This window comes from Flavobacterium sp. CAN_S2 (assembly GCF_015752255.1).
GTDB lineage: Bacteria > Bacteroidota > Bacteroidia > Flavobacteriales > Flavobacteriaceae > Flavobacterium.
The window spans coordinates 208,734-232,568 of the sequence record NZ_JADOVA010000002.1; the positions used below are offsets into that span (position 1 = coordinate 208,734).

A 23,835-nucleotide genomic window follows, 5' to 3' on the forward strand; every position below is an offset into this window, starting at 1 on the left:
AGAGTGGAAATCCTTTTACTTTTTCTTTAAAAAGTAAAAGATTATAACGGATAGCAGGAATAGCTCCCAATTTTTTTAATTTTTTTGAATAGGTATTTTGATGTGTATTTCCATTCTTACTACTTCTGCAATCAAAAATCGTTAATCATTATTCTTCAATCATTATTCCATCCATTACTTCAAGTATGATACTGCAACCTTGTCGTATTTCTTCTTCAGAAATGGTAAGAGGAGGCGTTATTCTTATGGCGCAACCTTCAAATAGTAACCAGAATAAAATGAGTCCTTTGTCTTGACATTTAAGAATCACTTCGTTAGTAACATCGGCACTTTTAGTCATTGCGGCCAGCATTAATCCTTTCCCTCTTATTTCTTCTATCAAAGGATGTACCAAAAGTGATCGGAACAGCTTTTCTTTCTCCATCGCTTCGGCCATCAAATTGGTCTCAGTTATTTCCTGCAAAGTCGCTAAGCAGGCTGACGCAATGACAGGGTGACCTCCAAAAGTGGTGATATGACCTAGTTTTGGATCATGACTTAGCAAATCCATTATTATTGATGAAGCCGTAAAAGCACCTACAGGCATACCGCCGCCCATGCCTTTTCCCATCACCACGATATCTGGAACGACATCATAATTTTGGAATCCAAAAAGTTTTCCCGTTCTCCCAAAACCCGGTTGGATTTCGTCAAGAATCATCATCGCACCAACTTCGGTGCAGCGCTCGCGTACTTTTTTAAGGAAATCATTATGTGGCTGAATAAATCCGGCGCCACCTTGAATGGTTTCCAGAATAATTCCTGCTGTTTTATTCGTTATTTTTTGTAAATCTTCTTCGTTGTTGAACGTGATAAAATCAACATCAGGAATCAACGGACGAAAAATTTGTTTGCGCTCTTCAAATCCCATGACGCTCATAGAACCCATAGTATTGCCATGATAAGCGTTATGACATGAAATCAACTGGCTTCTTCCGGTGGTTCTTCTGGCGAGTTTTAAAGCGCCTTCAATAGCTTCTGTTCCTGAATTGACTAAATATGTGGTGTCTAAAGGAGAGGGCAGTAGTGAGGCTAACAATTTACAATATTCTACAGCCGGACTTTGTGAATATTCGCCATAAACCATGACGTGAGAGTATTTGTCTAACTGATCTTTGATGGCTTGATTGACTCTCGGGTGTTGGTGTCCCAAAGCGCAAGCCGAAACTCCAGCTACAAAATCCAAGTATTTTTTAGAATTAGTATCGTAAATATAAGAACCTACTGCATGTGAAACTTCCATGCCCAATGGATAGGGTGAGGTTTGCGCTTGGTATTTTAAGAAATCGGTATTCAATTTTTTAGAAATTTAACCGCAAAGTTTGCAAAGTTTTTTCGCAAAGTTCACGAAGTTTTTTAAAGGTATTTTTTTTAATTGGATATCCAGAAAGCTGTTGTCTGTAATTTGAGACTGAAAACTGCTCACGAGGCTTCGGGATGAACACTAATACTATTTTTTCACTTTCTTCTTGTCGTAATTCAGGGTTTCCTTTCGGATTTTCATCGGAATATCCTCTTTGGCTTCAGCCGTTTTGGTTGCTTTAGCTATTTTGTCGTTATCTTCATTTTCTTCGGGAGGAAAAATATCATCCTTCGATTTTATTCGTTCATCGCCACGCCAGACTAGTCCTCGCAGTTTTCTGGCATTTTCTGGTAAATCCTTTTCCGGAAAAATATCGCCATCTATTTGTTGAAAAAATGTGATGGTTTCTACCTCATTATCTTCAATAATAAGATTGATTTTGCTGCTTTTATTTTTGTTGATACCTATGAGTTCCTGAGCTTCATTCCGCATGTAATAGATAACTTCGGCATTTTTTACAATATCAACATCATGAAGTTTTCCCTCCTGAAACTTACCATAGAGATCTTGTCCCTTGACTTGATTATAGCCAGTTCCTATCGTGTCTTTGGAGACGATGAATGTATTATTGAGTACTTTGAGTGAATCTAGTTTTTGAGTTGTATTATTTCCTATTAGATGCATAACATCGCCAGTAATTTGATTTTCTGCGTTCCAAAGTATCGGATTTCCAATTATTTTTGTCAAAGCTGTTTTAGAACTAGAATGAATCGAATCACATTTTCCACTCATGTCCGTTTTGAAAAATCGGACATTATTGAACGCTCTTATAATTCGGTTTCCTTCTTTTCCGGTAACCATTAATTTTTTTCCATGGATATAAACAGAGTCATTTTCGACAAAATTCACGGCAACGGCTCTTTTCGTCACGTACATAGAATCCAGTTTTTTATACACTTCGGCATAATGCCCTTTCACGATTCCGCGATTGATGGAATCCGTTATTTTTACATTTCGTGTTGCTGATGCAAATTCCCTGTTTCGGTCATAATACAAACTATCGCCTTTAATCACCCGATCATCGTATCTGATATAGGATTTATTCAGGAAATGCGCCAGATTTTTTTTGGTGTCATAAAACCCTTTTTCGGTATAAATATAATTGGCTTTACTGGTAATTGTTGAAGGTCCAAAAAGATAAGAATGCCCCGAATTGCTAAAATAATCCAAGTGATTTGATTTAATTACATACGTTGGATTTGTGATGGTAACCGCAGTCAGGAACTGGAATTTTTTCTGTTTTACGTAGTATCTTCCAGAATTACTTTTTAATGTATTGTCTTTATTGGTAATTGTCCCTGGCGTATCGTAAAATACTTCTTGAATATTTCGGTCAAAATTAATTATTTCCGTAGTCAAAGTTGATTCTGGAGAACTCATTACGGCATCTCCGGAAGCATACGCTTTTTTTACATTCCCGTTGTATTCCGCATATTTACTGTTCAAAAATAAAGTATCACCTTGCACCATTTGGACATTTCCAAAAGCCTTGATGTAGTTTTCTTTTTGGAAATAATAGGCTTTATTACAGGTCATTACCACACCGTCATGATTGACACGTACGTTTCCGATAAGCAGTAATGCATCAGGAATTTCTACTTGATTTACATCGGCAAAATCAGAGTTTTCTACAATAATTTTTTTTGGGGCTTGCGCCAAAGCCAAATTAGTAACAAGTAGTAGCAAACAATAACGAAGGAAAAACAGTGATTTCTTCAATGGATTTAATTTTTGTCAAATTTATGAAAAAGGAAACAATCCTAATCCATATTAGGATTTATTTATAATTAGTCAAATGGGCAACGAAAGTTAAGATTTTTCCTTTTTAAAGTTATTAACAAATGCCACAACTCCTACGTTGTAGTGTCTATTTTTGAAAACAGAATTATTTAATTTCAAACGATATAGACTTGTTTTATTGAAAAAATATTAAATTTAAAAATTGATATTCATTTTGTTATTAAAGAATTGAAATCAGCGTAAATAATTTTATAAGATGAAAAAAACAACTATTGTTGCCAGTATAAGCGTGGTGCTTTTGGCTGCAGCCTGTAAAACGAAAGATCTAAAAATGAACGCAGAACAGAACGAGCCAGTCTCTAATAAAAAAGAAGTTGTATATCAGGTTTTTACCCGATTATTCGGAAATAAAAATACGACTAACAAACCTTGGGGAACCATTGAGGAAAATGGAGTAGGTAAGTTCAATGATTTTACGGAAACAGCTTTGCAAGAAATCAAGGATTTGGGAGTTACTTATGTTTGGTACACCGGAGTTCCGCATCATGCTGTGATTCGGAATTATTCCGCTATCGGGATTTCTAATGATGATCCAGAAGTGGTAAAAGGACGAGCTGGTTCTCCTTATGCCGTAAAAGATTATTACAATGTAAATCCAGATTTGGCTGTAAATCCTGCGAATCGTTTACAAGAATTTGAAGCTTTAATTGCCAGAACACATAAAGCGGGATTAAAAGTGATTATCGATATTGTTCCCAATCACATTGCACGTAAGTACGAAGGAAAAAGTAATCCTGCTGGCGTTAGGGATTTTGGTGCTGATGATGATACAACTGTTGAATATAAAAGAGACAATAACTTCTATTATATTCCAAATACACAATTTGAAATTCCCGATACGGACAAGCCGTTAAATGGAGAAAAGAATCCATTAATTGATGGAAAATTCGAAGAAAGCCCAGCAAAATGGACTGGAAACGGTTCCCGTTTGGCGAAACCTGATAAAAACGACTGGTATGAAACGATAAAAGTAAATTACGGAATTCGCCCGGATGGCTCCAAAGATTTTCCGGAACTTCCGGCGGGTTTTGATACCAAATCGTATCAGGAACATTTCGATTTTTGGAAAGGAAAAGACGTTCCAGATTCTTGGGATAAATTCAAAGACATTGCGTTGTACTGGACGGCAAAAGGAGTGGATGGTTTTCGATTTGATATGGCCGAAATGGTTCCGTATGAATTTTGGAGTTACATGAATTCAGCCATTAAAGTGAATAATCCGGATGCTTTTTTATTAGCCGAAGTTTACAATCCTAAAGAATATAGAAATTATATTCATCTGGGTAAAATGGATTATTTGTACGATAAAGTAGAAACGTATGATAAATTGAAAGATATCATTCAAGGAAGATCGTTGCCTGATGGATTATCAGACATACAAAACGGAATGGCAGATATTGAGCATCACATGCTTCATTTTTTAGATAATCATGATGAACAGCGTTTAGCAAGTCCAGAATTTGCGGGAACGCCGCAAAAAGGGAAACCTTTGATGGTGGTTTCTACAACCATAAGCACTTCGCCTACGATGGTTTACTTTGGTCAGGAAGTAGGTGAGGCTGGGAATGAAAATGCGGGATTTGGAAACCATTCCAGAACTTCAATTTTTGATTATATCGGTGTTCCGAATCATCAACGCTGGATGAACGGGGGAAAATTTGATGGCGGTCAATTATCGCAGGATGAAAGAGAGTTGCGTGATTTTTACAAAAGAGTATTGAATTTCTCTTTGAATAGTACGGCATTAATGGGGAAATACCAAGAAATTCAAACGTTGAATCGCCAATCAACTCAAGGTTACGATCCGGGGATTTATGCTTTCACACGCTGGTCTGATACTCAAAAACTAATAGTTGTCACTAATTTTTCTTGGATTACTACCAGCAATTTCGAATTAAAAATCCCTTCAGATATCATTCAAAAATGGAATTTGAAAGATGGGAATTATACCATAACGGATCAATTGTACCATAAAAGTGCTGTTCAGCTACAGGTTTTGAATGGTGAAGGAAAAGCAAAAATTACAATCGCACCATCGGAATCGTTTATTTATCAATTGTAAAAAAAATCAATAACTAAATTTTAAACTCTATTTAATGACAAAAAAAATCACAATTTGTTTACTGTTTTTAGTATTCATCCCATCATTTGCACAAACTGATTTTACCCCAAATTGGAGTAAAGGAGTAGTTTGGTATCAAATATTTCCGGATAGATTTCATAATGGGGATCCTTCAAACGACCCAAAAGTAGAAGATCAAGATGGAGCTTATCCCTTTGATAGTACTTCTGATTTTCAAATTCATCCCTGGACGAGTGATTGGTACGAATTGAAACCTTACGAAAAGAAAAATGGAAAAGATATTTATTACAATCTTCAACGCAGACGTTACGGTGGAGATTTGCAGGGAGTAATTGATAAATTGGATTATTTGCAGTCATTGGGCATTAATGCTATTTATATGAACCCAATTTTCTGGGCGCCATCTTCCCATAAATACGATGCATTGTGCTATCACCATGTTGATCCATCATTTGGACCTGATCCGGAAGGTGATAAAAAAATCATAATGAACGAAGATCCTTTAAATCCTGAAAAATGGGTTTGGACCAAAGCAGATTTATTGGCTCTTAAGCTAATAGATGAAGTACACAAACGTAAGATGTATATCATTTTTGATGGTGTTTTCAACCATTTAGGAGTCAACAGTTTTGCTTTTCGTGATGTGGAGGAAAAACAGGAAAAATCAGCTTACAAAGATTGGTTCATGGTCGACAGCTGGCGAGATGCTGCCATAGGAAGTAAGTTTGAATACCAAGGTTGGTTTGGTGTAAAAACCTTACCAGAGTTCAAAGAGGATGAGAACGGAATCGTATCCGGTCCTAAAAAATATATTTTTGATGCGACCAAGCGTTGGATGAATCCAATGAATAAAGGCGCTCAATACGGAATTGATGGTTGGCGATTGGATGTAGCGTATTGCATTGCACATCCTTTCTGGAAAGACTGGAGAAATGAAGTAAAATCGATTAATAGTGAAGCGTATCTGACAGCTGAATTAGTTGATCCGATTGATAAAACAAAACCATATTTAAACGGAGATGAATTTGACGCGACGATGAATTATAATTTTTCTTTTCTGGTGCATGATTTTTTTGTGCAAGATGCAAAAGGGATTTCTGTTACCCAATTTGATACTCAATTGAAGGAATTGCGTGAAGGATTTGGAGAAGGTGTTGCACAGAATATGCAGAATTTAGTGGGAAGCCACGATGCCACAAGAATTGGTAGCGCGGTAGCAAATCCTGATGGGAAAAAATTTAGCGATTGGGGAGCCTACTTTAATTGGAGTCAAAAAAGTAATAATATCGATTACAATGCTCGAAAACCGACTGACAAACAATTAGAAAAGCAAAAATTAATTGCGGCATTTCAGATTTTATATTTAGGTTCACCAATGATTTATTATGGTGATGAAGCTTGTATGTGGGGAAGTAACGACCCGGATTGTCGTAAGCCAATGGTTTGGTCTGATAAAGAATATGATTCAGAAACATTCAATCCTAACCAAAGTAAACATGAGGCTGACAAAGTAGATTTCAATTCTGATTTATTTGAATGGTATAAAAAATTCATTGCTTTACGCAATCAATATGAGGCAATCAGAATTGGGAACTTCACTACGATTGAAACTAATGATGCCGGAAAGACGTATGCTTTTAGTCGTAAACTTGGCAATCAGGAAGTGATTGTTATCATTAATCGAAGTGACAAAAATATTGATTTCACCAATCCAATTCTTAAAAAAGGAAAATTCAGAGATGTTTTTACTAAAAAAGTAATGAAAAAGTTGGTGGTAAAACCTATGGATGTTGTGGTATTGAGCAATACCATTTTCAAATAATCTAAAATATTTGGATAATATTCAAGTTATAAAGAAAGTATTAAAGAAAAGTTTATTGTAAAAAAAATGCTGATATAAATTTATATCAGCATTTTTTTATGATTAGAAGTGAAAGCTATTTTTTTACAACAGCATCAAAATTTTCTTGGACTTTTTTCCAATTGATGACATTGAAAAAACCATCAATATAATTTTTCCTTCTGTATTGATAATCTAAATAATAAGCGTGTTCCCAAACATCTAATGCTAATATTGGTGTTCCGGGAATAAGTGCATTTCGCATCAATGGATTGTCTTGATTTGCGGTACTTGTTACCTGAAGTTTTCCAGTTCTATCCACTATAAGCCAAGCCCAACCGGAACCAAATTGTTTTGTAGCTTCGTCTTTGAATAAGGTAACGAAGTTATCAAAAGATCCAAAATCTCTTGTAATAGCCTCGGCTAATGTATTAGTTGGCTCACCACCAGATTTTGGTGCCATGCATTTCCAATATAATGAATGATTGTAAAATCCACCGGAATTATTTCGAAGTGTGGCATCGTTAGGATCTAATTTGGCTAATACTTCTTCTATTGTCAAATTCTCCAACGGAGTTCCTAATACGGCTCTGTTCAAATTGTTTGTATACGTGAGATAGTGCTTAGAATAATGCATTTCTAATGTTGTGGCTGATATGCTAGGAGATAATGCGTCGTACGCATAAGGCAACTTATCCATTTGAAATGATCCTTCATCAGCTTTGACGTCATCAGGAGAACCAATTGCTATTTTTTCTTGAATATCAGTTGGTAAAGGGACTTCAACTACTTCAATTAATTTTTTGTCATTGCAGGATTGCAATGTCATAATGAGAATTATAAAAGGACTTAAAAAAAATAAATTTTTCATGATTAGATTATTATTTCAACAGAGAATGAATTAATTCGATATACTGTTCTTTGGATTCATCAGGACTCAGATGACTGATTTGCATCCAAGCATTGGTTTTAAAAGCATCTCTTAAATGGTAAGAAGAATTTTGTTTTAGATCTAAAGTTCCCAAAGTAGCTTGTTTATAAAACGCATACAGTCGCAATTGTACATCTTGTGGTAGTGATGCTTGCGTCATTTCGGAGGCTATTTCTACAGCTTCCAGAAATCGGGTATTTAAATCTTTTTCAATCATTATGCTTTGGTCGCAATAACTGTCTTTCCTCCAATTGCTTTTTGGTTCAATACAACATTTATAGGTGTTCCTAAAGGTAAAAAAATATCAACTCTGGAACCAAATTTTATGAAACCAGCATCAGTTCCCTGAACGACTTGAGTTCCTTCTACTGCATAATTTACAATTCTTCGGGCTAATGCACCTGCAATTTGTCGGTATAACACTTCACCAAAGGTTTTGTTTTCGATAACAATAGTTGTTCTTTCGTTTTCCTCACTTGCTTTTGGATGCCAAGCCACCAAGAATTTTCCAGGATGGTATTTGCTGAATTTTACTAGTCCACTTAAACCATATCTCGTAACGTGTACGTTTATTGGAGACATGAAAATTGATATTTGTAGACGTTTTTCTTTGAAATATTCGCCTTCATAAACTTCTTCTATGACCACAACTTTACCGTCAACAGGAGCCAGAATCTGATTTTCATTGAGTACAACAGTTCTTTTTGGGTTTCTGAAAAATTGTAAGATGATAATCAAAAGCAATAACGCTGCTATTTGAATGGCCATTTTAAGCCAATTGGTGTTTATAAAATTGTCAGACAATAAAAGGACAACAGCTGTGAAAATGGTGCCTAATAAAATAGATTGGGTTCCTTCTTTATGAAACATAGTTTAAAATTTGATAAAATAAAAATATAATTGGTGCTACAAATATAACACTATCTAAACGATCTAGTATACCTCCATGGCCAGGCATTATGCTTCCGCTGTCTTTTACTCCTGCAATACGCTTGAATTTGGATTCGATTAAGTCTCCAATAGTACCTGCAATTCCTACAATAACAGCTATTGAAGTCCAGATTAATATAGATCTCTCGCTAAATTCAGGATTAGCCTTGATGTAATATTTTGAAATTAAATATCCCGCTAAAATGGCAAAAAGAATTCCGCCTAAGAATCCTTCTATTGTTTTTTTTGGCGAAATTTTTTCGAATAATTTTGTTCTTCCTATAGATTTACCCACAATGTAAGCAAAAGTATCATTCGTCCAGATCAAGATAAATAATCCAATTATGATTTTTGGATTATAATCATTAATACCAAAAGAAATTTTAGTGATAAACACAAAAGGCAAAATTATATAGCCTAATAAATACAAATATTTTGAAGAAGTGCTTATTTTCTGAATGTTGTCATAAAACAAAAAAAGAATACATTTTATAGAAACAACTAAAGCTATCACTAATAAAACGATATCTAACTGTTGGATATTTATGTCAATTAAATAATCAGTATTGAAAATTTGATTTAAAGTATTTGCAGTAATTGTATTGTAATGACTCACTAAAGTAACCATAGCATATATAGCAGTGGCTAAAATAATTGGAAAAACTTTGTGTATTGAAACTAAATTACAAAATTCATAAACTGCAATGATAAGAAATATACCAAAAAGGATAAAAAAGCTTTCCGTTGAATATAAAATAGAAGCAAGTAATAATACAATATAAACAGCTCCTGATATACCTCGTTTTAGAGTTTCATTCATTTTAAAGATCTTCTAAAAGCAATAAATAAAGATTTTTGGCTGAACTTCCGTATTGTGTAAAGTCTTCTTCTTTGGCTTTCTCGAAATATTTTATTGTAGTAATGTTGGTAGGATAATCTCTTTCGTACTTCTTTTTAATGGCGCTTAAACCATCACTTTTAGCACCAAGAATTTGGCTGGTTTTGGCTAAAACAATAATGTTTGCGGGTAATTCGTTTGGTTTATGTTGTTTGATTTGTTTGGATGAAAATAAAATAGAACCTTCATCTGCAATTAAATTTTCACAACTAGCAAGAAGAAATTTAGGATTTGCAGGTTTGTCATACATAAGTTTATTATCGTCAAGCATGCTAAAAAGCGTTGAATCATAACATAAAACTTCACTTTCAAACCAGTCATTTTCTTCTAATATATTTTCAAACTGCTCTTTTACTTCATCAGCATTTTCACAATATAAAAATTTGCCTCCATTTTTTTTAAAATTAAAGATAAATTGTTCATCAATAGAGATAGCGTTTTCAGCATGGGATTTACTAAATTCACTTTCTTTATCTTCCTCAGAAGTAGGATTACTAGAACCAAAAATTTTTCTAAAAAGACTCATATTTCTGTAAACTGCTATAATTTATTATTTGAAAACGTCCAAAGATAAAAAAATCTTAATTCAAAAGTAGTTTTTGAATTAAGATTTTAAAAATAATTAAATAATGATGTGTTTTTCTAAGATACTACTTCTTCTAAATTTTTATCAAAAGTTCTTTTTCCGAAAATAGCTTCTAAATCATCTTTGAAGATTACTTCTTTTTCAATTAGAATATTTGCCAATTGATCCAGTTTGTCTTTATTTTCTTCTAATATTTGAATGGCTCTTTGGTACTGGCTTTCAATTAGTAATGAAATTTCTTCATCAATTACTCTAGCTGTTTCTTCAGAATATGGTTTAGAAAAGTTGTATTCACTTTGTCCAGTTGAATCGTAATAAGTTACATTACCTATTTTGTCATTCAGTCCGTAAATAGTTACCATAGCGCGAGCTTGTTTGGTTACTTTTTCTAAATCGCTCAATGCACCAGTTGAAATTCTGTTGAAAGTTACTTTTTCAGCAGCTCTTCCGCCCATAGTTGCACACATTTCATCTAGCATTTGGTCTGGACGAACAATTAATCGCTCTTCCGGTAAATACCAAGCGGCTCCTAAACTTTGTCCTCTAGGAACGATTGTTACTTTGATTAACGGAGCAGCATGTTCTAACATCCAACTTACCGTTGCGTGACCTGCTTCATGGATTGCAATTGCTTTCTTTTCATCAGGCGTCACAATTTTGTTTTTCTTTTCAAGACCACCAACAATTCTGTCAACAGCGTCAAGGAAATCTTGTTTATCAACAGCAGTTTTGTTATTTCTGGCAGCAATCAAAGCAGCTTCATTACATACATTTGCAATATCAGCACCAGAAAAACCAGGAGTTTGTTTAGCTAAAAATTCGGTATCTAATCCTTCAATTTTTTTCAAAGGCGCAAGGTGAACTTTGAAAATTTCAGCTCTTTCGCGAATATCTGGCAAGTCAACAAAAATTTGTCTGTCAAAACGACCAGCTCGCATTAATGCTTTATCCAATACATCGGCTCTGTTTGTCGCAGCCAAAACGATTACGTTAGAATTTGTGCCAAAACCGTCCATTTCTGTCAGTAATTGGTTCAATGTATTTTCACGTTCGTCATTTCCGCCTGACATATTGCTTTTTCCTCTAGCTCTACCAACAGCGTCAATTTCATCAATAAAGATGATAGCAGGAGATTTTTCTTTTGCTTGTTTGAACAAATCACGCACACGTGACGCTCCAACACCTACAAACATTTCCACAAAATCAGAACCTGATAAAGAGAAAAATGGTACTTGAGCTTCACCGGCTACGGCTTTTGCTAATAATGTTTTACCTGTTCCCGGAGGACCAACGAGTAAAGCTCCTTTTGGAATTTTACCACCCAGGTTGGTGTATTTTTCAGGATTTTTAAGAAATTCAACAATTTCTTGGATTTCTTCTTTTGCACCTTCTAAACCAGCTACATCTTTAAAAGTCGTTTTGATATCTGTTTTTTCGTCAAATAGTTTTGCTTTAGATTTTCCAATATTGAAAATCTGACCACCGCCACCTGCACCACCACCTGACATTTTTCTCATTATAAAAATCCAAACGGCTATAATGATAATGATAGGTAATAAACTAATTAAAATATCTGACCAATTGTTTTTTGGTAAGAAATTGAAATCTTTCAATTTACCTTCTGCAACTGCTTTTTCTAATTTATTTTGAAATATTTGGTCGTTACCAATGTCAAAGGTATAATGTGGCCCTTTATTTGGTCGGTCAAAAACATCTTTAGAAACTTTCTTGTGAACAGCATCTTTCATTGCTGCAGCATTTAGAAAAACTTCTGCTTCAGTTTTGTTATAAACGATCACCTTTTCAATTTGGCCTTTTTCTAAATAGTCGTTAAATTTAGAAGAGGTCAATTGTCCCGGTTCGTTTAGACTTGAACCACCAGTGATAAAACTTATAAATAAGAAAATTAATAATATTGCGGTATAAATCAGCCAAGGGCTTACTTTAAACTTATTCGGATTTGGATTATTTTCTTTAGCCATTACTACGGATATATGTCTTTAGTATTTGTTTTCTATGGTTGTTATTTTAGCATCGCCCCATAAACTTTCGATGTTGTAGTATTCGCGGATGTGTTTTTGAAATACATGAACTACAATGTTAACATAATCCATCAAAACCCATTCTGCATTGTCAGTACCTTCAACATGCCAAGGCTTGTCTTTCAATTCTTTAGAAACTGTTTTTTGGATTGAGTTTACTATGGCGTTAACTTGTGTATTTGAATTACCGTTACAAATGACAAAATAGTCGCAAACTGCCGTGTCTATTTCTCTTAAATCAAGGATTGTAATGTCATTTCCTTTTACTTCTTCTATTCCCTTAATGATGTTCGCCAACAGGTCGTCATTATTTATAGTCTTTTTCGCCATGAATTATTTTTATATAAGTTTGTAAAGTTACCATTTTTTGTGATTATTTTTGAACCTTAACACAATATTAAATTCTGTTTCACAAATAAACGTATATGAAAGTAATCAAACTCGATGCCATAGATTCAACAAACGAGTTCCTTAAAGGGCTATCGAACAAACAAGAGCTTGAAAACTTTACGGTTGTTACTGCAGAGACTCAAACGAAAGGCAAGGGGCAAATGGGTGCCGTTTGGGCCTCCGAGGCAAGTAAAAACTTAATAATGAGTATTTTGGTAAAGGATTTTCTGTCCGATATTTGTCAGATATTCAATCTGAATATTGCTGTTTCGCTTGCTGTTATTGAGGTTTTAGAATCCAATAATATTCCGGATCTTAGTATAAAATGGCCTAACGACATTATGTCATACAATAAAAAAATAGGTGGCATTCTGATTGAAAACACTATTAAAAGTGACGGAACGATTCTTTCTATTGTGGGTTTAGGACTCAATGTTAATCAAACTGATTTTGAAAATTTGCCAAAAGCCTCGTCTTTGGCTGTTATTTGTGGTAAAGAATTCGATAAAGAAGCACTTCTTTTTACAATCGGTAGCGCAATTGAAAAAAATATTGGGTTGTGGAAACAGCATCCAACTATCTTGTGGACTAAATACATCGATAATTTATACAAAAAGGGTTTACCAATGCCTTTTTCAGACCAAAATAAGAGTAATTTTATGGGAATTATTCAAGGAGTTTCTGCTATTGGTAAACTTCAGGTTCTTCGAGAAGATGATAGTATTTCAGAATTTGATATTAAGGAAATCCAGATGTTGTATTAGAATCGAGCATTTACAAAACAAATTTTTCTCCTAAATAAAATTTGATTAGCGCATTATTGAATAGCAATTCATATTTTGCTTGTATTAATTCTGCTTGTGAATTATTAAAATTCATCTTTGTCAGGTTTAACTCGTTGATATTTATTTTGCCTAATCCAAATTTTAAAACATCGGCTTCATAGCTTTTTTTTGAAAATTCAAATGCTATTGCCGCTGATTCATTCTTTTTAATGGATGTTTTGGTGTCCGTTATTGCTTTCAAAATTTCTTTAGAAAGTCTATTTTCTTCAATTTGTGTTTCTATTTTGGATTGGCTGTAATTGAGTTTACTGGTTTTAATTCTTGAAAAATTTTCAAACTGATTGAAAATTGGTATCGTTAAATTGAATCGAAGTCCTTTGGATAAATTAGCGTTAAATTGCTCATCAAATGAAATTTGTGGATCTTTGATGATATAATTTGAACCCGTTGAAAAGCGCATATTCAATGAAGGATATGAGGCTGATTTAGATATTGATATTTCAGTTCGCATTTTTTGTTCATTTAGGACACGCATCAAATAGGACGGATGAATTGCTACGGCATTTTGAGTCAAAAAATATTGATTTTCATTCATTTCCAGATTTTTATAGAATTCTAAAGTTGGCTTTATCAGGACAATTTCGTTCTCCAAAGAGATATTCATCAATTGTTTTAAACTGATGAAATTATCCGTTAAATGATTCTGATTGGTTAACAGATTTAATTCTTCTGTAGCTTTTTGAGATTTTATTTTGAAAACCTCACTTTCACTGATAACACCCGCTTCAAACTTTAAAATTGCTAATTCCAATTGCTTTTCACTTGCTTTTATTTGTTCCTGATTGGACAAAATAATTTCTTGTAAATATAAAATGGTAATGAATTTCTGTGCCAAATCAATCGTGATTTCATTCTCGATTTTTTGAATATTTACTTCATTGATTTGAAGATCCTTCTTAGTTGATTTTATTGTATTGATTGCAGAAAAACCAGCGAATAAATTATATTCAGCGTCAATATCTCCAGAATAATTTTCAATTTTTTTATTGACGAATAAATTAGTGTCTGGATCAATTTCCCTGCCCCAAGATTGTTTTTTTTCAACTGCTCCGTTTATCGATGGCAGAAGTTTGCCATAGCTGGATTTGTATTTATAGTTGCTAATTTCTTTAGATAAAAGTGCATTTTTCAGAGCCAAATTATTTTCTAAAGCTAATTCGAGACAGGAATTAAAAGACAAGAGTTCCTGTCCAAGGATTGCATTGGAAAACAACAGCAGCATTATTTGAAAAAGCCTGGTTTTCATAAAACTTAATTGAGATTATTATCAATTTTATTGAATAATTTCTTCATGATATATTGGTACAGTTTCATTTTTTCAATAATCACTTCTCCTTTTAGTTTGTAGCCCGCTTTGAGATTAATATTGGAGTTGTATTTTTTGATCGTGGCTAAACAATAAAAGGTTTTATCCACATCGGAGGGGGAAACGTAAGTGATTTTCCCTTTGACCGCACCAAAACGGTAATAGTTGTAAGCATCTAGTTTTAGGTTTATTTCCTGACCTTTTTTTATATATGCAAGGTCTTTTTCATCTAAAATTACTTTGGCATAAAAAGCTTCTTTTTTAGGTGCAATGATGGTCAGTATTTCGCCCTTATTTACAATTTCAAGATTTTGTCTGGAGTTGAAAAGATTCGAAATTGTGCCATCAATTGGAGATACAACAAGCAATTTCCCTAATTCGTCCGTAATGTAAATTAGGTTTGATTTCCCATCTTTAATGAGCGTTTCAAGTTCCACAATATCTTGCTGATAATTATGGATTTGATTTTCCACATCAATTATATTCCGAAGTAAATCATTGTTAGTCTTCTGATAATTGTTGGATAAATTTTCAAAATCATAATTCTTCACTTCATAACTGGATGTAATATCAATTTGTCCCTTTCTGTCATCCAAATTCCTATTTTTGGTTTCCGTCAATTCATATTTAGAAATGGCGCCTTTGGCATAAAGCACCGAATCGGTTTGAAATTTATCTGTCAAAATCGAACTTTGTTGTGATGATAAATTGATTTTATTATTCAGGGAACTAATTTCTTGTTCTGCTTTTCTACGATCTGTTTTATAAATATTAGCTTGAATATTTAAGAGTTGTTTCAAAGAGTTTTTACGATTTCTAGTATTCTGAATCAATTTATTAATAATGTTTATTTTGTGTTTCATTCCAGCAACACCAGTATTCAAAATCTCAAAATCTGATTTTGTTTTTTTATTTTCTAGTAAGAAAAGAGTATCTCCTTTTTTTATTTCCTGACCTTCTTTCACCAAAACCTTTATTACTTTGGCTTCATTTGGTGCATTTATTTTTAGTTGTGGCGTATCAGAAAATATTTGTCCTTCTTTAAAACTTACGGTATCATTCATTTTTATGGTAAAAATCAAAATGATTGTAATGATAAGAAACGCCACTAAAATCCGATTTAGAATTTTAATAAATCGGATTGACTTCGTGTTGTAATATAAAGAGTTCTCCATTTGATATTTTATATTTTTTAGAAAAATTGATATTGGTTATTGGTTCATGCGAGATGATGATGTAGGTTTTTGTGTCATCTTCATCTATCATTGTTTCTATCTTGTTCCTCGATTCTATATCCATTCCTGATAGTACTTCATCTAAAATAATGAGTTCCGCCTGAGAAAATAAAGCGCGAAGCAAAAGGATTTTTTTTCGTTGTCCGGTGGAGAGATTTTTCCCGTTTTCGTTGATGATAAAATCCAATCCGTCGTCTTTTGAAGCTATAAAATCATAAAAGTTGATTTGTTTAGCCATGTCCAAAATTGCCTCGACTGAAATTTCTTTTCCCAGAATGATATTGTTTTGAATTGTATCGTTGAACAATGTATCTTCATTAGTGACCAAAAGTATTTTGTCCCGCATTTTATCATCATTGTAAAATTTCTTCTCTCTTTCGTTAATCAAAATAGAACCGGAATTGGGATGATAAAGTGTCGTTAAAACTTTGCTGAAAGTTGATTTTCCAGAACCATTTTGTCCTTCAATCTTAATTTTTTCACCTTTTCGAATTTTTAAATTAATGTCTTTCAGTACAAATTCATCGGGTAAATAGCCGTAATTCAAATTCTGAAATTCAATCTTTTCAATGCTGAAATCCTGAATTCCTTTTTTACAGACTTTTTTTGTTTGTTCATCAAAATCCAAATATCTCTTTAAGATTACTTCATTTTCCTGAAGCGTCAAGTTATCATCCAAAATTCCTTTCAAAGACGAAAATATCTTCGAAGAGAGCGCTATAAAAGTCACGATTTGTCCAAGAGTAATTATTTGAGTTTCGATAGCTGATTTGGTCAGAAATAAAATGATAAAAATCGTGGAAACAATGACTATCAAGGCTACAACAATTTTATTCAGTAAATCAATATAGCCGTTTCTGAGCTGGATTTTAAGGTATTCATTGATACTTACAAAGATTTTATTCGAATGAAACCGCTCTATTCGGAAACTTTTGATAACCTGTATTCCATCTACTTTCTCCATCATTTTAGAAAGAAAATCGGCTTTCCGCATATAGCGCAATCTTTCATTTTGTTTCAAATACGGAGTTATGAATTTGAACCAAAGAAAAAACAAAATCATTACTCCCAAAACTATTAAAGTCAGTGTTTTATCTATAAAAAATAAAATACATAAGGAGTAAATTGATACGCTGACATCCACAAGTATGTTAGTGAAAAACTTCATGAAAAAGCTTTTTAGTTTCAACGAATCACTGACTCGCTCCATTAAATCACCTTTTTTATAAGAATGAATATAGGAGAGGGATGAATTATTAATTTTGTTATCGAAAGAGAATAAGAAATATTTATCCAACGCATTGCCTAAATGAATCCCCACAAAGTTTTTATAAACCGTGGTGAAAATGTCAAAAATTTTATAAATCCCAAGCCCTATTGCAAATAAAACCAACGTGTTTAAATTATAAGTTGGTAACACATTATCAATCATAATCTGATTGGTGAAAACGGCAATTTGTGCTGTTGCTGCTGAAAATAAAGCAGCAAAAATATAGATGTACCACAGATTTTTATATTCGCCTAATTGATTGAATAATTGCCAATATAAACTGCGGCTGTCTTCCTCTGGAATTGACTGTTGTGGTTCTATTTCCTGTGTTTCTTCTTTGACAACAAGGATAAGCGGTGAATTGTTTTTTATTTTTCCCTTTTCAAATTCCAGTATTTTAAAGCTATTGGGAATCGCAGAAATTTCCTGATTTTTCAATAAATCTTTTATAAAATTTCTTTCGGCTTCGGAGTCTTTAAAGCCAAAACTTTCTTTTAGGTATTTGAAATAGGTGAGTTTGTTAAACAGTAAAGCGTGACCGTTTTCTTGTAAAGCATTTTTATAATTAATATGGTATTCTGCTAAATCTTGGGTGCAAATTGTTACTATTTTATCTTCGGTATCTGTTAGATCCCAATGATTTTTGTTGAAATGTGCTTTTCGTTTTATTTCTTGTAAGGACAAAAAGTATTGACTGCCCTTACTAGGATCGTATATTTTGAGTTGCTTATTTTTCAACTCGTTAACAACCACATAATGCAAACCATTTTTATTTTCGATAGGAAGAATAAACGGGAATAACGCTTGAAGGTTAGCTTCATTTCCTGCAATGTAATTAATGTCAAATAATTTGAACTTCGCTTTAAAGCCATTTGAATTCAAAAAATTTTTGATATCCGAAATTCGTGATCCTTTTTCTTCCAATGGAACATTTTGCTCGATATATTTTCGAGAAATTTTCCTTTCATAAATATTAAAAATAGTTTTAATTGCGCTAATTCCGCAATCGTTGCTCTTTAATTGGGGATCAGTAATTGGCATGGATCATGTGATTTTTTATCTCTGGTTATGGGGCTAACTAGAGTTTAAATTATTATTAACTATTTAATAATCAGTAATTTACTAACATTAAATGAGTAATATAATTTTTTTCCATGACGAACCTAAAAAGACGATAAAATGACATTTGTTGCCTTTTATGTATAAAAAAAGTCTCTTGGTTTTCACCAAAAGACTTCAAAATATTATCTTATTGTTACTATTTAAAATAGTTTTTACAATTTGTTCATGTTGCTTGCTAAAGTTTCGATAAATTTTCCAATTGGACCTTTTATCATCATGGCCATCATAGGATTGAAATCACCTTCGAAATCAAGTTTTACATCACTTGAAGTTTCAGAAACTGCATCTATATTTGCTACCAATGTAAATGGAAGTTTGTCGCTTGCTGCACCCAAAACTATTTTGGAGGGAGCTACTTTTTCTTTCATTTTTAACTTTATTTCCGGCATCCCTTTTAGTCCAAAAATGAAAGCATCGTCACCAATAACTTCAAATTTAGCGATGTTTTCTGGCATTAATTTTTCAAAATTTTTCACATCACTCAATAAATCAAATAATTCTTGAGCTGATTTTTGAACAGTAACTTTAGGACTTTCTAAGTTCATTGTTTTTATTTTTTATTAATTGTTTAAACTTCAATTGTCCATGTGGACGGACTCACATTCCATTCTCTTAGAGTCTGTTCTTCGTCCTCAGTGATATATCTTTTGGCAACAGCCAAATTCAATAAATTTTGATAATTACTTAGAGTAAATAAATCCAAATGTGCACTTTTAAAATTCTGTTCAGCTACATCAAAACCGTACGTGAAGATTGCGGCCATGCCTTTTACATTAGCACCAGCTTCGCGCAACGCTTCCACAGCAAGTAAACTGCTGTTTCCGGTACTGATTAAATCTTCTACAACAACTACATTTTGTCCTTTTTGTAAAAAACCTTCCACTTGATTTTGTCTACCGTGTTTCTTTGGTTCAGGGCGAACATATACAAACGGCAATCCCATACTTTCCGCTACCAGCATACCAATTCCTATCGCTCCAGTAGCAACACCGGCAATAACATCTGGTTTACCAAATTGCTTCTCAATATTCTTGGAAAATTCATCCCGCACATAATTTCTCACGGCTGGAAATGAGAGGATTAATCGGTTATCACAATAAATAGGCGATTTCCATCCAGAAGCCCATGTAAAAGGATTTCTTGGATTCAATTTAATTGCATTTATTTGCAAAAGAAATTCGGCTGTTTTTTCGGCTGTATCTTTATTAAAAATCATAGTACAAATGTATAAAGTTTTTGTTAACGACAAACCACTTTTTTTGACAAATCACATCTCTAAGGAGACAGATTTTCAATTATTTCTATTAGAAAGTATTGACATAGAACAACTTATAGTCAAAATCTTTCAAAATAAAATTAATAAGGCCTATCTTTATCATCCTGACGAAAGCTTGATTATGAAGACTTTAAAAGCTAAAATACCCGTTTGTAAAGCGGGAGGCGGCTTGGTATATAATAAAAAAGGGGAGGTTTTATTCATTTTTAGAAATGGAAAATGGGATTTGCCTAAAGGTGGAATCGAAAAAGGAGAGGAGATTGAGGATACTGCCATGCGTGAAGTTGAGGAGGAGACTGGTGTAAATGGCTTGTCAATTTCACATAAACTTCAAAAAACGTATCATGTTTTTAGACGAAATGGTAAGTACAAATTAAAAATTACGCACTGGTTCGAAATGCAATCTGATTTTGAAGGAACGCCTCAAGGACAATTAGACGAAGGAATTGATAAAGTAGCCTGGATGAATCCGGCACAAATCAAGGAAGCTTTGAAAAACTCCTACGAAAACATTAAATTATTGTTTGAAGAAGAGAAGATTATATAAATTGAATGCCCCCAGAAAGTGAAAACTATTTGGGGGCATTTCTTTAAAAGAGGAATTTTATTTCAATACACGATAGACAGGATATTGTAAATGTGCCTTTTCATAGTAAACCGAATGTTTGTAAATCCAGTCGAGTTGGGCTTCCGGATTATTGATGAAATTTACATCGCTTTGCTTTTTCAAATCAAATTCAGCTTTTAGTTTTGGATTTTCTTTCAAAATTTGCGTTGCTGAATCTTCAAAAACATAATCAGAATAGCCTTCTTTTTGTTGCAACATCGTATCGAAAAAGTTCCAGTTGAAAAAAGAATCGATTGCTTCCGGTTCTAATGTTTCCAATAAATATTTGATTCCTTTTTGTTGAGTGGGAATTACATAATCTCCTTTGGCGAAAGCCACTTTTTCCATTTTAGAAGTTACCGAAGTGTTTCGGTGCAAATAATGGCCTTCATAAGCTGAATTTGTCGTTTTGAAATCTGCAATTCTATAGCTTTCTACTTCAATTATGGTGTCGTTTTTTAGTTGGGAATAGGTAATTGTATTACTTTTTAATAAATCAATTATTGGCCAAAATCCCCTTGGAATGATATACGCTTCTGGAATTATTATCTCTTTTACAGATTTGAATTCCTTGCTGTACGGAATGTCTTTTTTGAATGGTTTTGTACGGTCATAAAACAAGCGATTTCCTGACGTGACATTACTTTTTTTGTAACTGGCTTCATAACCTAAAAAAGAAAACGGAATCGTTTTTGTACTATCAATTTCCCATTTAATCGTGTACGATTTCTTTGGTTGGTACTGCTCTTCATTTTTCAAACGCAGTTGTTTTATTTTTTTGTAATTAGCATCTGTAAAATCGATTGCTGAACGCATGTATTCGTATGTCACTTTCACACGATCTGCATATTTTTTAAGCATATGCGTTTCAACGACAAATCCTATTGTATTGAACAATGATGTGTATCCCGTTGCAAATCGTGGGCTTTCAAAAAATTGACCAAAACCTTTGTCCGGTGTGTCCTGAAAAGCATTGACATAAGGCGTAGTTTCGATGTTCTTTTTTTGTAAATCTTTGACTAAAGCCGGCATCATTTCAGTATTTAAAAAATCACCTAAAACGGTTCCCAATTTATTATGTTGGGTCATAATGTACGTGAGTTTGTATTGGTAATCTGCGCCATTGCTAACGTGATTGTCAATAAAGACATCGGCGTTTATTTTATGGAATATTTCCACAAAACTTTTCGTATTTCGGGTGTCAGATTTGATGAAATCGCGATTCAGATCATAGTTTCTCGCATTGCCACGAAAGCCATAGATTTCCGGTCCGTCCTGATTGGCTCTTGAAGTGGAATTTCTGTTTAAAGCGCCGCCAATATTATATACCGGAATACAAACAATAACCGTGTTTTTAGGAGCTTTTATTTTGCCCAAAGCTAAATCTCTAAACAATTGCATACTGGCGTCAATTCCATCAGGTTCTCCTGCGTGAATTCCGTTGTTAAGCAAAATTACCGCTTTGTTTTTTTGGATAATTCCAAAGTTAAATTGCTTTTCAGGATTAAAAACAACCATGTGTAAAGGTTCACCGCTGTCTGTCAATCCCATTTTTTGAATTTCGATAGTAGGAAAATCATCTGCCAAAAGTTTGTAATAAGCAATTGTTTCTTGATAAGACGCTGATTGATTGCCATTGCCTTTTTCGAAAAAAGTATCGTATTTATTCGTTTTTTGTGCAAATGAACTGATGGAGAATAGTAAAAAAAGGAATGTGAAAACTCTCATATTTCGGTTTTTAAATTGAATTTCAAATGTAGCTTTTTTTAGATAACTGTAGAAATGAATGTACTAAAAGGAATTTTCCGATTGAAAAAGAATGAAATTTGATAATTCAAAATTCATAACTCACAATTAAAAATTACCTTTGTACCAAATTGAAAAAATGAATAAGAAACAACATTCCAACAATATACTTTTGAATTTAGGCATTGAAAGCATGAACGAAATGCAGGAAGTAGCACAAGATGCTATTCTAAATGACAATAATGTTTTATTGCTTTCGCCAACAGGTTCCGGGAAAACATTGGCTTTTTTATTGCCTATTTTAGAAATGTTGCAGCCTGAAATTCAATCGGTTCAATGTTTAATTCTGGTTCCATCACGTGAATTAGGATTGCAGATTGAGCAGGTTTGGAAAAAAATGGGAACCGATTATAAAGTAAATGTTTGTTACGGCGGGCATTCCATTGATACTGAAATCAAGAATTTAAGCAATCCTCCAGCAGTATTAATAGGAACTCCGGGAAGAATTGCGGATCATATCGACAGAGGAACTTTCCGAGTGGATAAAATTCAAACCTTGATTTTGGATGAATTTGATAAATCCTTGCAATTGGGTTTCCATGAGCAAATGTCATTTATCATTGGAAAATTAACGAAACTGAACAAACGCGTTTTGGTTTCGGCCACTTCCGATATTGAGATTCCAAGATATACAAGAGTCGTTCACCCAACTATTTTGGATTTCATTCCAGAAAACGTAGCAGAAACGAATCTTTCGATGAAAATTGTAGTTTCGAAAGAAAAAGACAAAATTGGAAGTTTGTTCAACTTGATTTGTTCGTTGAAATCACAATCTGCTATTGTTTTTTGCAACCATCGTGATGCTGCAGAACGTATCAGCGATACGTTGAACGAAAAAGGAATTTATTCTACCTATTATCATGGCGGAATGGATCAGGACGAAAGAGAACGTGCGCTAATCCAGTTTAGAAACGGAAGTGTGAGTTATCTAATCACTACTGATTTGGCCGCTCGTGGACTTGATATTCCCGAAATGAATCACGTAATTCATTATCATTTACCATCCAAAGAAGACGAATTTACGCATAGAAACGGACGTACTGCGCGTATGCTGGCTTCTGGTACGGCATATATTATTGCTCATGAAAGTGAGAAAAAAATGGATTATATAGATTATGGAATGGAAGCTTTGAAAGTTGAAAACTCTACCTCATTGCCAAAACCACCTGAATTTCAAACCATTTACATCAGTGGCGGAAAGAAAAATAAACTAAATAAAATAGATATCGTTGGTTTCTTTTCTCAAAAAGGGAAATTAGAAAAAGGCGATTTGGGATTAATCGAAGTGAAAGATTTTATCTCTTTTGCTGCTGTGAAATTCAACAAAGTAAAAGATTTATTGCACGCCATTAAAGACGAGAAAATGAAAGGCAAGAAATTTAAAATTGAAGTCGCTCGAAAAGTGATTAAGAAAGAAGAGGAAAATTAGTGTTCAGTTTTCAGTTTCTAGTGAGCAGTAAAAAAAA

At 33.5% G+C, this 23,835-nt stretch carries 20 protein-coding genes; 5 read left to right on the plus strand and 15 right to left on the minus strand.

Annotated features, from left to right (window positions below):
- Positions 1 to 148 precede the first annotated feature (148 nt).
- Together IWX80_RS08750 and IWX80_RS08755 are read right to left on the minus strand one after the other, a co-directional pair.
- A complete protein-coding gene (locus IWX80_RS08750) occupies positions 149 to 1,336 on the minus strand; it encodes an aspartate aminotransferase family protein (RefSeq protein WP_196853093.1) in 1,188 nt (395 codons plus the stop codon).
- 153 nt (positions 1,337 to 1,489) lie between these two features.
- Entirely contained in the window at positions 1,490 to 3,121 is a 1,632-nt protein-coding gene (locus IWX80_RS08755; protein ID WP_196853094.1) for an OstA-like protein, read from the minus strand.
- A gap of 277 nt (positions 3,122 to 3,398) precedes the next feature.
- On the opposite strand from IWX80_RS08755, the gene IWX80_RS08760 reads away from it, so the two are divergent.
- Together IWX80_RS08760 and IWX80_RS08765 are read left to right on the plus strand one after the other, a co-directional pair.
- Positions 3,399 to 5,264: an alpha-amylase family protein gene (locus IWX80_RS08760; protein WP_196853095.1), complete on the plus strand. Its 1,866-nt coding sequence runs from the start codon at positions 3,399 to 3,401 to the stop codon at positions 5,262 to 5,264.
- Positions 5,265 to 5,298: 34 nt separating this feature from the next.
- Positions 5,299 to 7,107: a glycoside hydrolase family 13 protein gene (locus IWX80_RS08765; RefSeq protein WP_196853096.1), complete on the plus strand. Its 1,809-nt coding sequence runs from the start codon at positions 5,299 to 5,301 to the stop codon at positions 7,105 to 7,107.
- A gap of 115 nt (positions 7,108 to 7,222) precedes the next feature.
- On the opposite strand, the gene IWX80_RS08770 is transcribed toward IWX80_RS08765, so the two are convergent.
- From IWX80_RS08770 to rsfS, 7 genes are all read right to left on the minus strand, one after another.
- Entirely contained in the window at positions 7,223 to 7,996 is a 774-nt protein-coding gene (locus tag IWX80_RS08770) for a superoxide dismutase (protein ID WP_196853097.1), read from the minus strand.
- A gap of 10 nt (positions 7,997 to 8,006) precedes the next feature.
- The gene (locus IWX80_RS08775) at positions 8,007 to 8,273 is read right to left on the minus strand and encodes an acyl-CoA-binding protein (RefSeq protein ID WP_113634268.1); all 267 of its coding nucleotides are present in this window, start codon (positions 8,271 to 8,273) and stop codon (positions 8,007 to 8,009) included.
- On the minus strand, positions 8,273 to 8,926 hold the full coding sequence (locus IWX80_RS08780; protein ID WP_196853098.1) for a phosphatidylserine decarboxylase family protein: 654 nt from the start codon (positions 8,924 to 8,926) through the stop codon (positions 8,273 to 8,275). The genes IWX80_RS08775 and IWX80_RS08780 overlap by 1 nt, the downstream gene beginning before the upstream one ends.
- On the minus strand, positions 8,916 to 9,806 hold the full coding sequence (locus tag IWX80_RS08785) for a phosphatidate cytidylyltransferase (RefSeq protein WP_196853099.1): 891 nt from the start codon (positions 9,804 to 9,806) through the stop codon (positions 8,916 to 8,918). Before IWX80_RS08785 ends, IWX80_RS08780 begins: the two co-directional genes overlap by 11 nt.
- 1 nt (position 9,807) lies before the next feature.
- Positions 9,808 to 10,410, minus strand: a complete 603-nt coding sequence (locus IWX80_RS08790) for an LUD domain-containing protein (protein ID WP_196853100.1) — start codon at positions 10,408 to 10,410, stop codon at positions 9,808 to 9,810.
- A gap of 116 nt (positions 10,411 to 10,526) precedes the next feature.
- The gene (gene ftsH, locus IWX80_RS08795) at positions 10,527 to 12,452 is read right to left on the minus strand and encodes an ATP-dependent zinc metalloprotease FtsH (protein ID WP_196853101.1); all 1,926 of its coding nucleotides are present in this window, start codon (positions 12,450 to 12,452) and stop codon (positions 10,527 to 10,529) included.
- Between the two features lie 18 nt (positions 12,453 to 12,470).
- Positions 12,471 to 12,842, minus strand: coding sequence for a ribosome silencing factor (gene rsfS / locus IWX80_RS08800; RefSeq protein WP_113634263.1), 372 nt, complete (start codon positions 12,840 to 12,842; stop codon positions 12,471 to 12,473).
- 95 nt (positions 12,843 to 12,937) lie between these two features.
- Here rsfS and IWX80_RS08805 point away from each other — a divergent pair, with 95 nt between their 5' ends.
- Positions 12,938 to 13,666, plus strand: coding sequence for a biotin--[acetyl-CoA-carboxylase] ligase (locus IWX80_RS08805; RefSeq protein ID WP_196853102.1), 729 nt, complete (start codon positions 12,938 to 12,940; stop codon positions 13,664 to 13,666).
- A gap of 10 nt (positions 13,667 to 13,676) precedes the next feature.
- Here IWX80_RS08805 and IWX80_RS08810 read toward each other — a convergent pair whose 3' ends face one another.
- From IWX80_RS08810 to pyrE, 5 genes are all read right to left on the minus strand, one after another.
- Positions 13,677 to 14,993, minus strand: coding sequence for a TolC family protein (locus IWX80_RS08810; RefSeq protein WP_196853103.1), 1,317 nt, complete (start codon positions 14,991 to 14,993; stop codon positions 13,677 to 13,679).
- 5 nt (positions 14,994 to 14,998) lie between these two features.
- Complete coding sequence (locus IWX80_RS08815) at positions 14,999 to 16,117, minus strand: HlyD family efflux transporter periplasmic adaptor subunit (RefSeq protein WP_196853104.1); 1,119 nt, start codon at positions 16,115 to 16,117, stop codon at positions 14,999 to 15,001.
- Positions 16,118 to 16,181: 64 nt separating this feature from the next.
- Positions 16,182 to 18,599 (minus strand): ATP-binding cassette domain-containing protein, encoded by a 2,418-nt coding sequence (locus IWX80_RS08820; protein ID WP_196853105.1) that lies wholly within the window; start codon positions 18,597 to 18,599, stop codon positions 16,182 to 16,184.
- A 233-nt stretch (positions 18,600 to 18,832) separates the two neighbouring features.
- Positions 18,833 to 19,225: an SRPBCC family protein gene (locus tag IWX80_RS08825; protein WP_113634258.1), complete on the minus strand. Its 393-nt coding sequence runs from the start codon at positions 19,223 to 19,225 to the stop codon at positions 18,833 to 18,835.
- Positions 19,226 to 19,248: 23 nt separating this feature from the next.
- On the minus strand, positions 19,249 to 19,896 hold the full coding sequence (gene pyrE / locus IWX80_RS08830; RefSeq protein ID WP_113634257.1) for an orotate phosphoribosyltransferase: 648 nt from the start codon (positions 19,894 to 19,896) through the stop codon (positions 19,249 to 19,251).
- Positions 19,897 to 19,903: 7 nt separating this feature from the next.
- On the opposite strand from pyrE, the gene IWX80_RS08835 reads away from it, so the two are divergent.
- Positions 19,904 to 20,503 (plus strand): NUDIX hydrolase, encoded by a 600-nt coding sequence (locus IWX80_RS08835; RefSeq protein WP_196853106.1) that lies wholly within the window; start codon positions 19,904 to 19,906, stop codon positions 20,501 to 20,503.
- Between the two features lie 57 nt (positions 20,504 to 20,560).
- Here IWX80_RS08835 and IWX80_RS08840 read toward each other — a convergent pair whose 3' ends face one another.
- Positions 20,561 to 22,291 carry a M14 family metallopeptidase gene (locus tag IWX80_RS08840; protein WP_196853107.1) on the minus strand — a complete coding sequence of 577 codons (1,731 nt, stop codon included), beginning with the start codon at positions 22,289 to 22,291 and terminating at the stop codon, positions 20,561 to 20,563.
- 157 nt (positions 22,292 to 22,448) lie between these two features.
- Here IWX80_RS08840 and IWX80_RS08845 point away from each other — a divergent pair, with 157 nt between their 5' ends.
- Positions 22,449 to 23,798 (plus strand): DEAD/DEAH box helicase, encoded by a 1,350-nt coding sequence (locus IWX80_RS08845; RefSeq protein WP_196853108.1) that lies wholly within the window; start codon positions 22,449 to 22,451, stop codon positions 23,796 to 23,798.
- The last annotated feature ends 37 nt before the right edge of the window (positions 23,799 to 23,835 follow it).

Bases quoted from the DNA above. Each gene is read 5' to 3' on its own strand.
- IWX80_RS08760 (WP_196853095.1), top strand. From the start codon at position 3,399: ATGAAAAAAACAACTATTGTTGCCAGTATAAGCGTGGTGCTTTTGGCT.
- IWX80_RS08765 (WP_196853096.1), top strand. From the start codon at position 5,299: ATGACAAAAAAAATCACAATTTGTTTACTGTTTTTAGTATTCATCCCA.
- IWX80_RS08770 (WP_196853097.1), bottom strand. From the start codon at position 7,996: ATGAAAAATTTATTTTTTTTAAGTCCTTTTATAATTCTCATTATGACA.
- IWX80_RS08775 (WP_113634268.1), bottom strand. From the start codon at position 8,273: ATGATTGAAAAAGATTTAAATACCCGATTTCTGGAAGCTGTAGAAATA.
- IWX80_RS08780 (WP_196853098.1), bottom strand. From the start codon at position 8,926: ATGTTTCATAAAGAAGGAACCCAATCTATTTTATTAGGCACCATTTTC.
- IWX80_RS08785 (WP_196853099.1), bottom strand. From the start codon at position 9,806: ATGAATGAAACTCTAAAACGAGGTATATCAGGAGCTGTTTATATTGTA.
- IWX80_RS08790 (WP_196853100.1), bottom strand. From the start codon at position 10,410: ATGAGTCTTTTTAGAAAAATTTTTGGTTCTAGTAATCCTACTTCTGAG.
- ftsH (WP_196853101.1), bottom strand. From the start codon at position 12,452: ATGGCTAAAGAAAATAATCCAAATCCGAATAAGTTTAAAGTAAGCCCT.
- rsfS (WP_113634263.1), bottom strand. From the start codon at position 12,842: ATGGCGAAAAAGACTATAAATAATGACGACCTGTTGGCGAACATCATT.
- IWX80_RS08805 (WP_196853102.1), top strand. From the start codon at position 12,938: ATGAAAGTAATCAAACTCGATGCCATAGATTCAACAAACGAGTTCCTT.
- IWX80_RS08810 (WP_196853103.1), bottom strand. From the start codon at position 14,993: ATGAAAACCAGGCTTTTTCAAATAATGCTGCTGTTGTTTTCCAATGCA.
- IWX80_RS08815 (WP_196853104.1), bottom strand. From the start codon at position 16,117: ATGAATGATACCGTAAGTTTTAAAGAAGGACAAATATTTTCTGATACG.
- IWX80_RS08820 (WP_196853105.1), bottom strand. From the start codon at position 18,599: ATGCCAATTACTGATCCCCAATTAAAGAGCAACGATTGCGGAATTAGC.
- IWX80_RS08825 (WP_113634258.1), bottom strand. From the start codon at position 19,225: ATGAACTTAGAAAGTCCTAAAGTTACTGTTCAAAAATCAGCTCAAGAA.
- pyrE (WP_113634257.1), bottom strand. From the start codon at position 19,896: ATGATTTTTAATAAAGATACAGCCGAAAAAACAGCCGAATTTCTTTTG.
- IWX80_RS08835 (WP_196853106.1), top strand. From the start codon at position 19,904: ATGTATAAAGTTTTTGTTAACGACAAACCACTTTTTTTGACAAATCAC.
- IWX80_RS08840 (WP_196853107.1), bottom strand. From the start codon at position 22,291: ATGAGAGTTTTCACATTCCTTTTTTTACTATTCTCCATCAGTTCATTT.
- IWX80_RS08845 (WP_196853108.1), top strand. From the start codon at position 22,449: ATGAATAAGAAACAACATTCCAACAATATACTTTTGAATTTAGGCATT.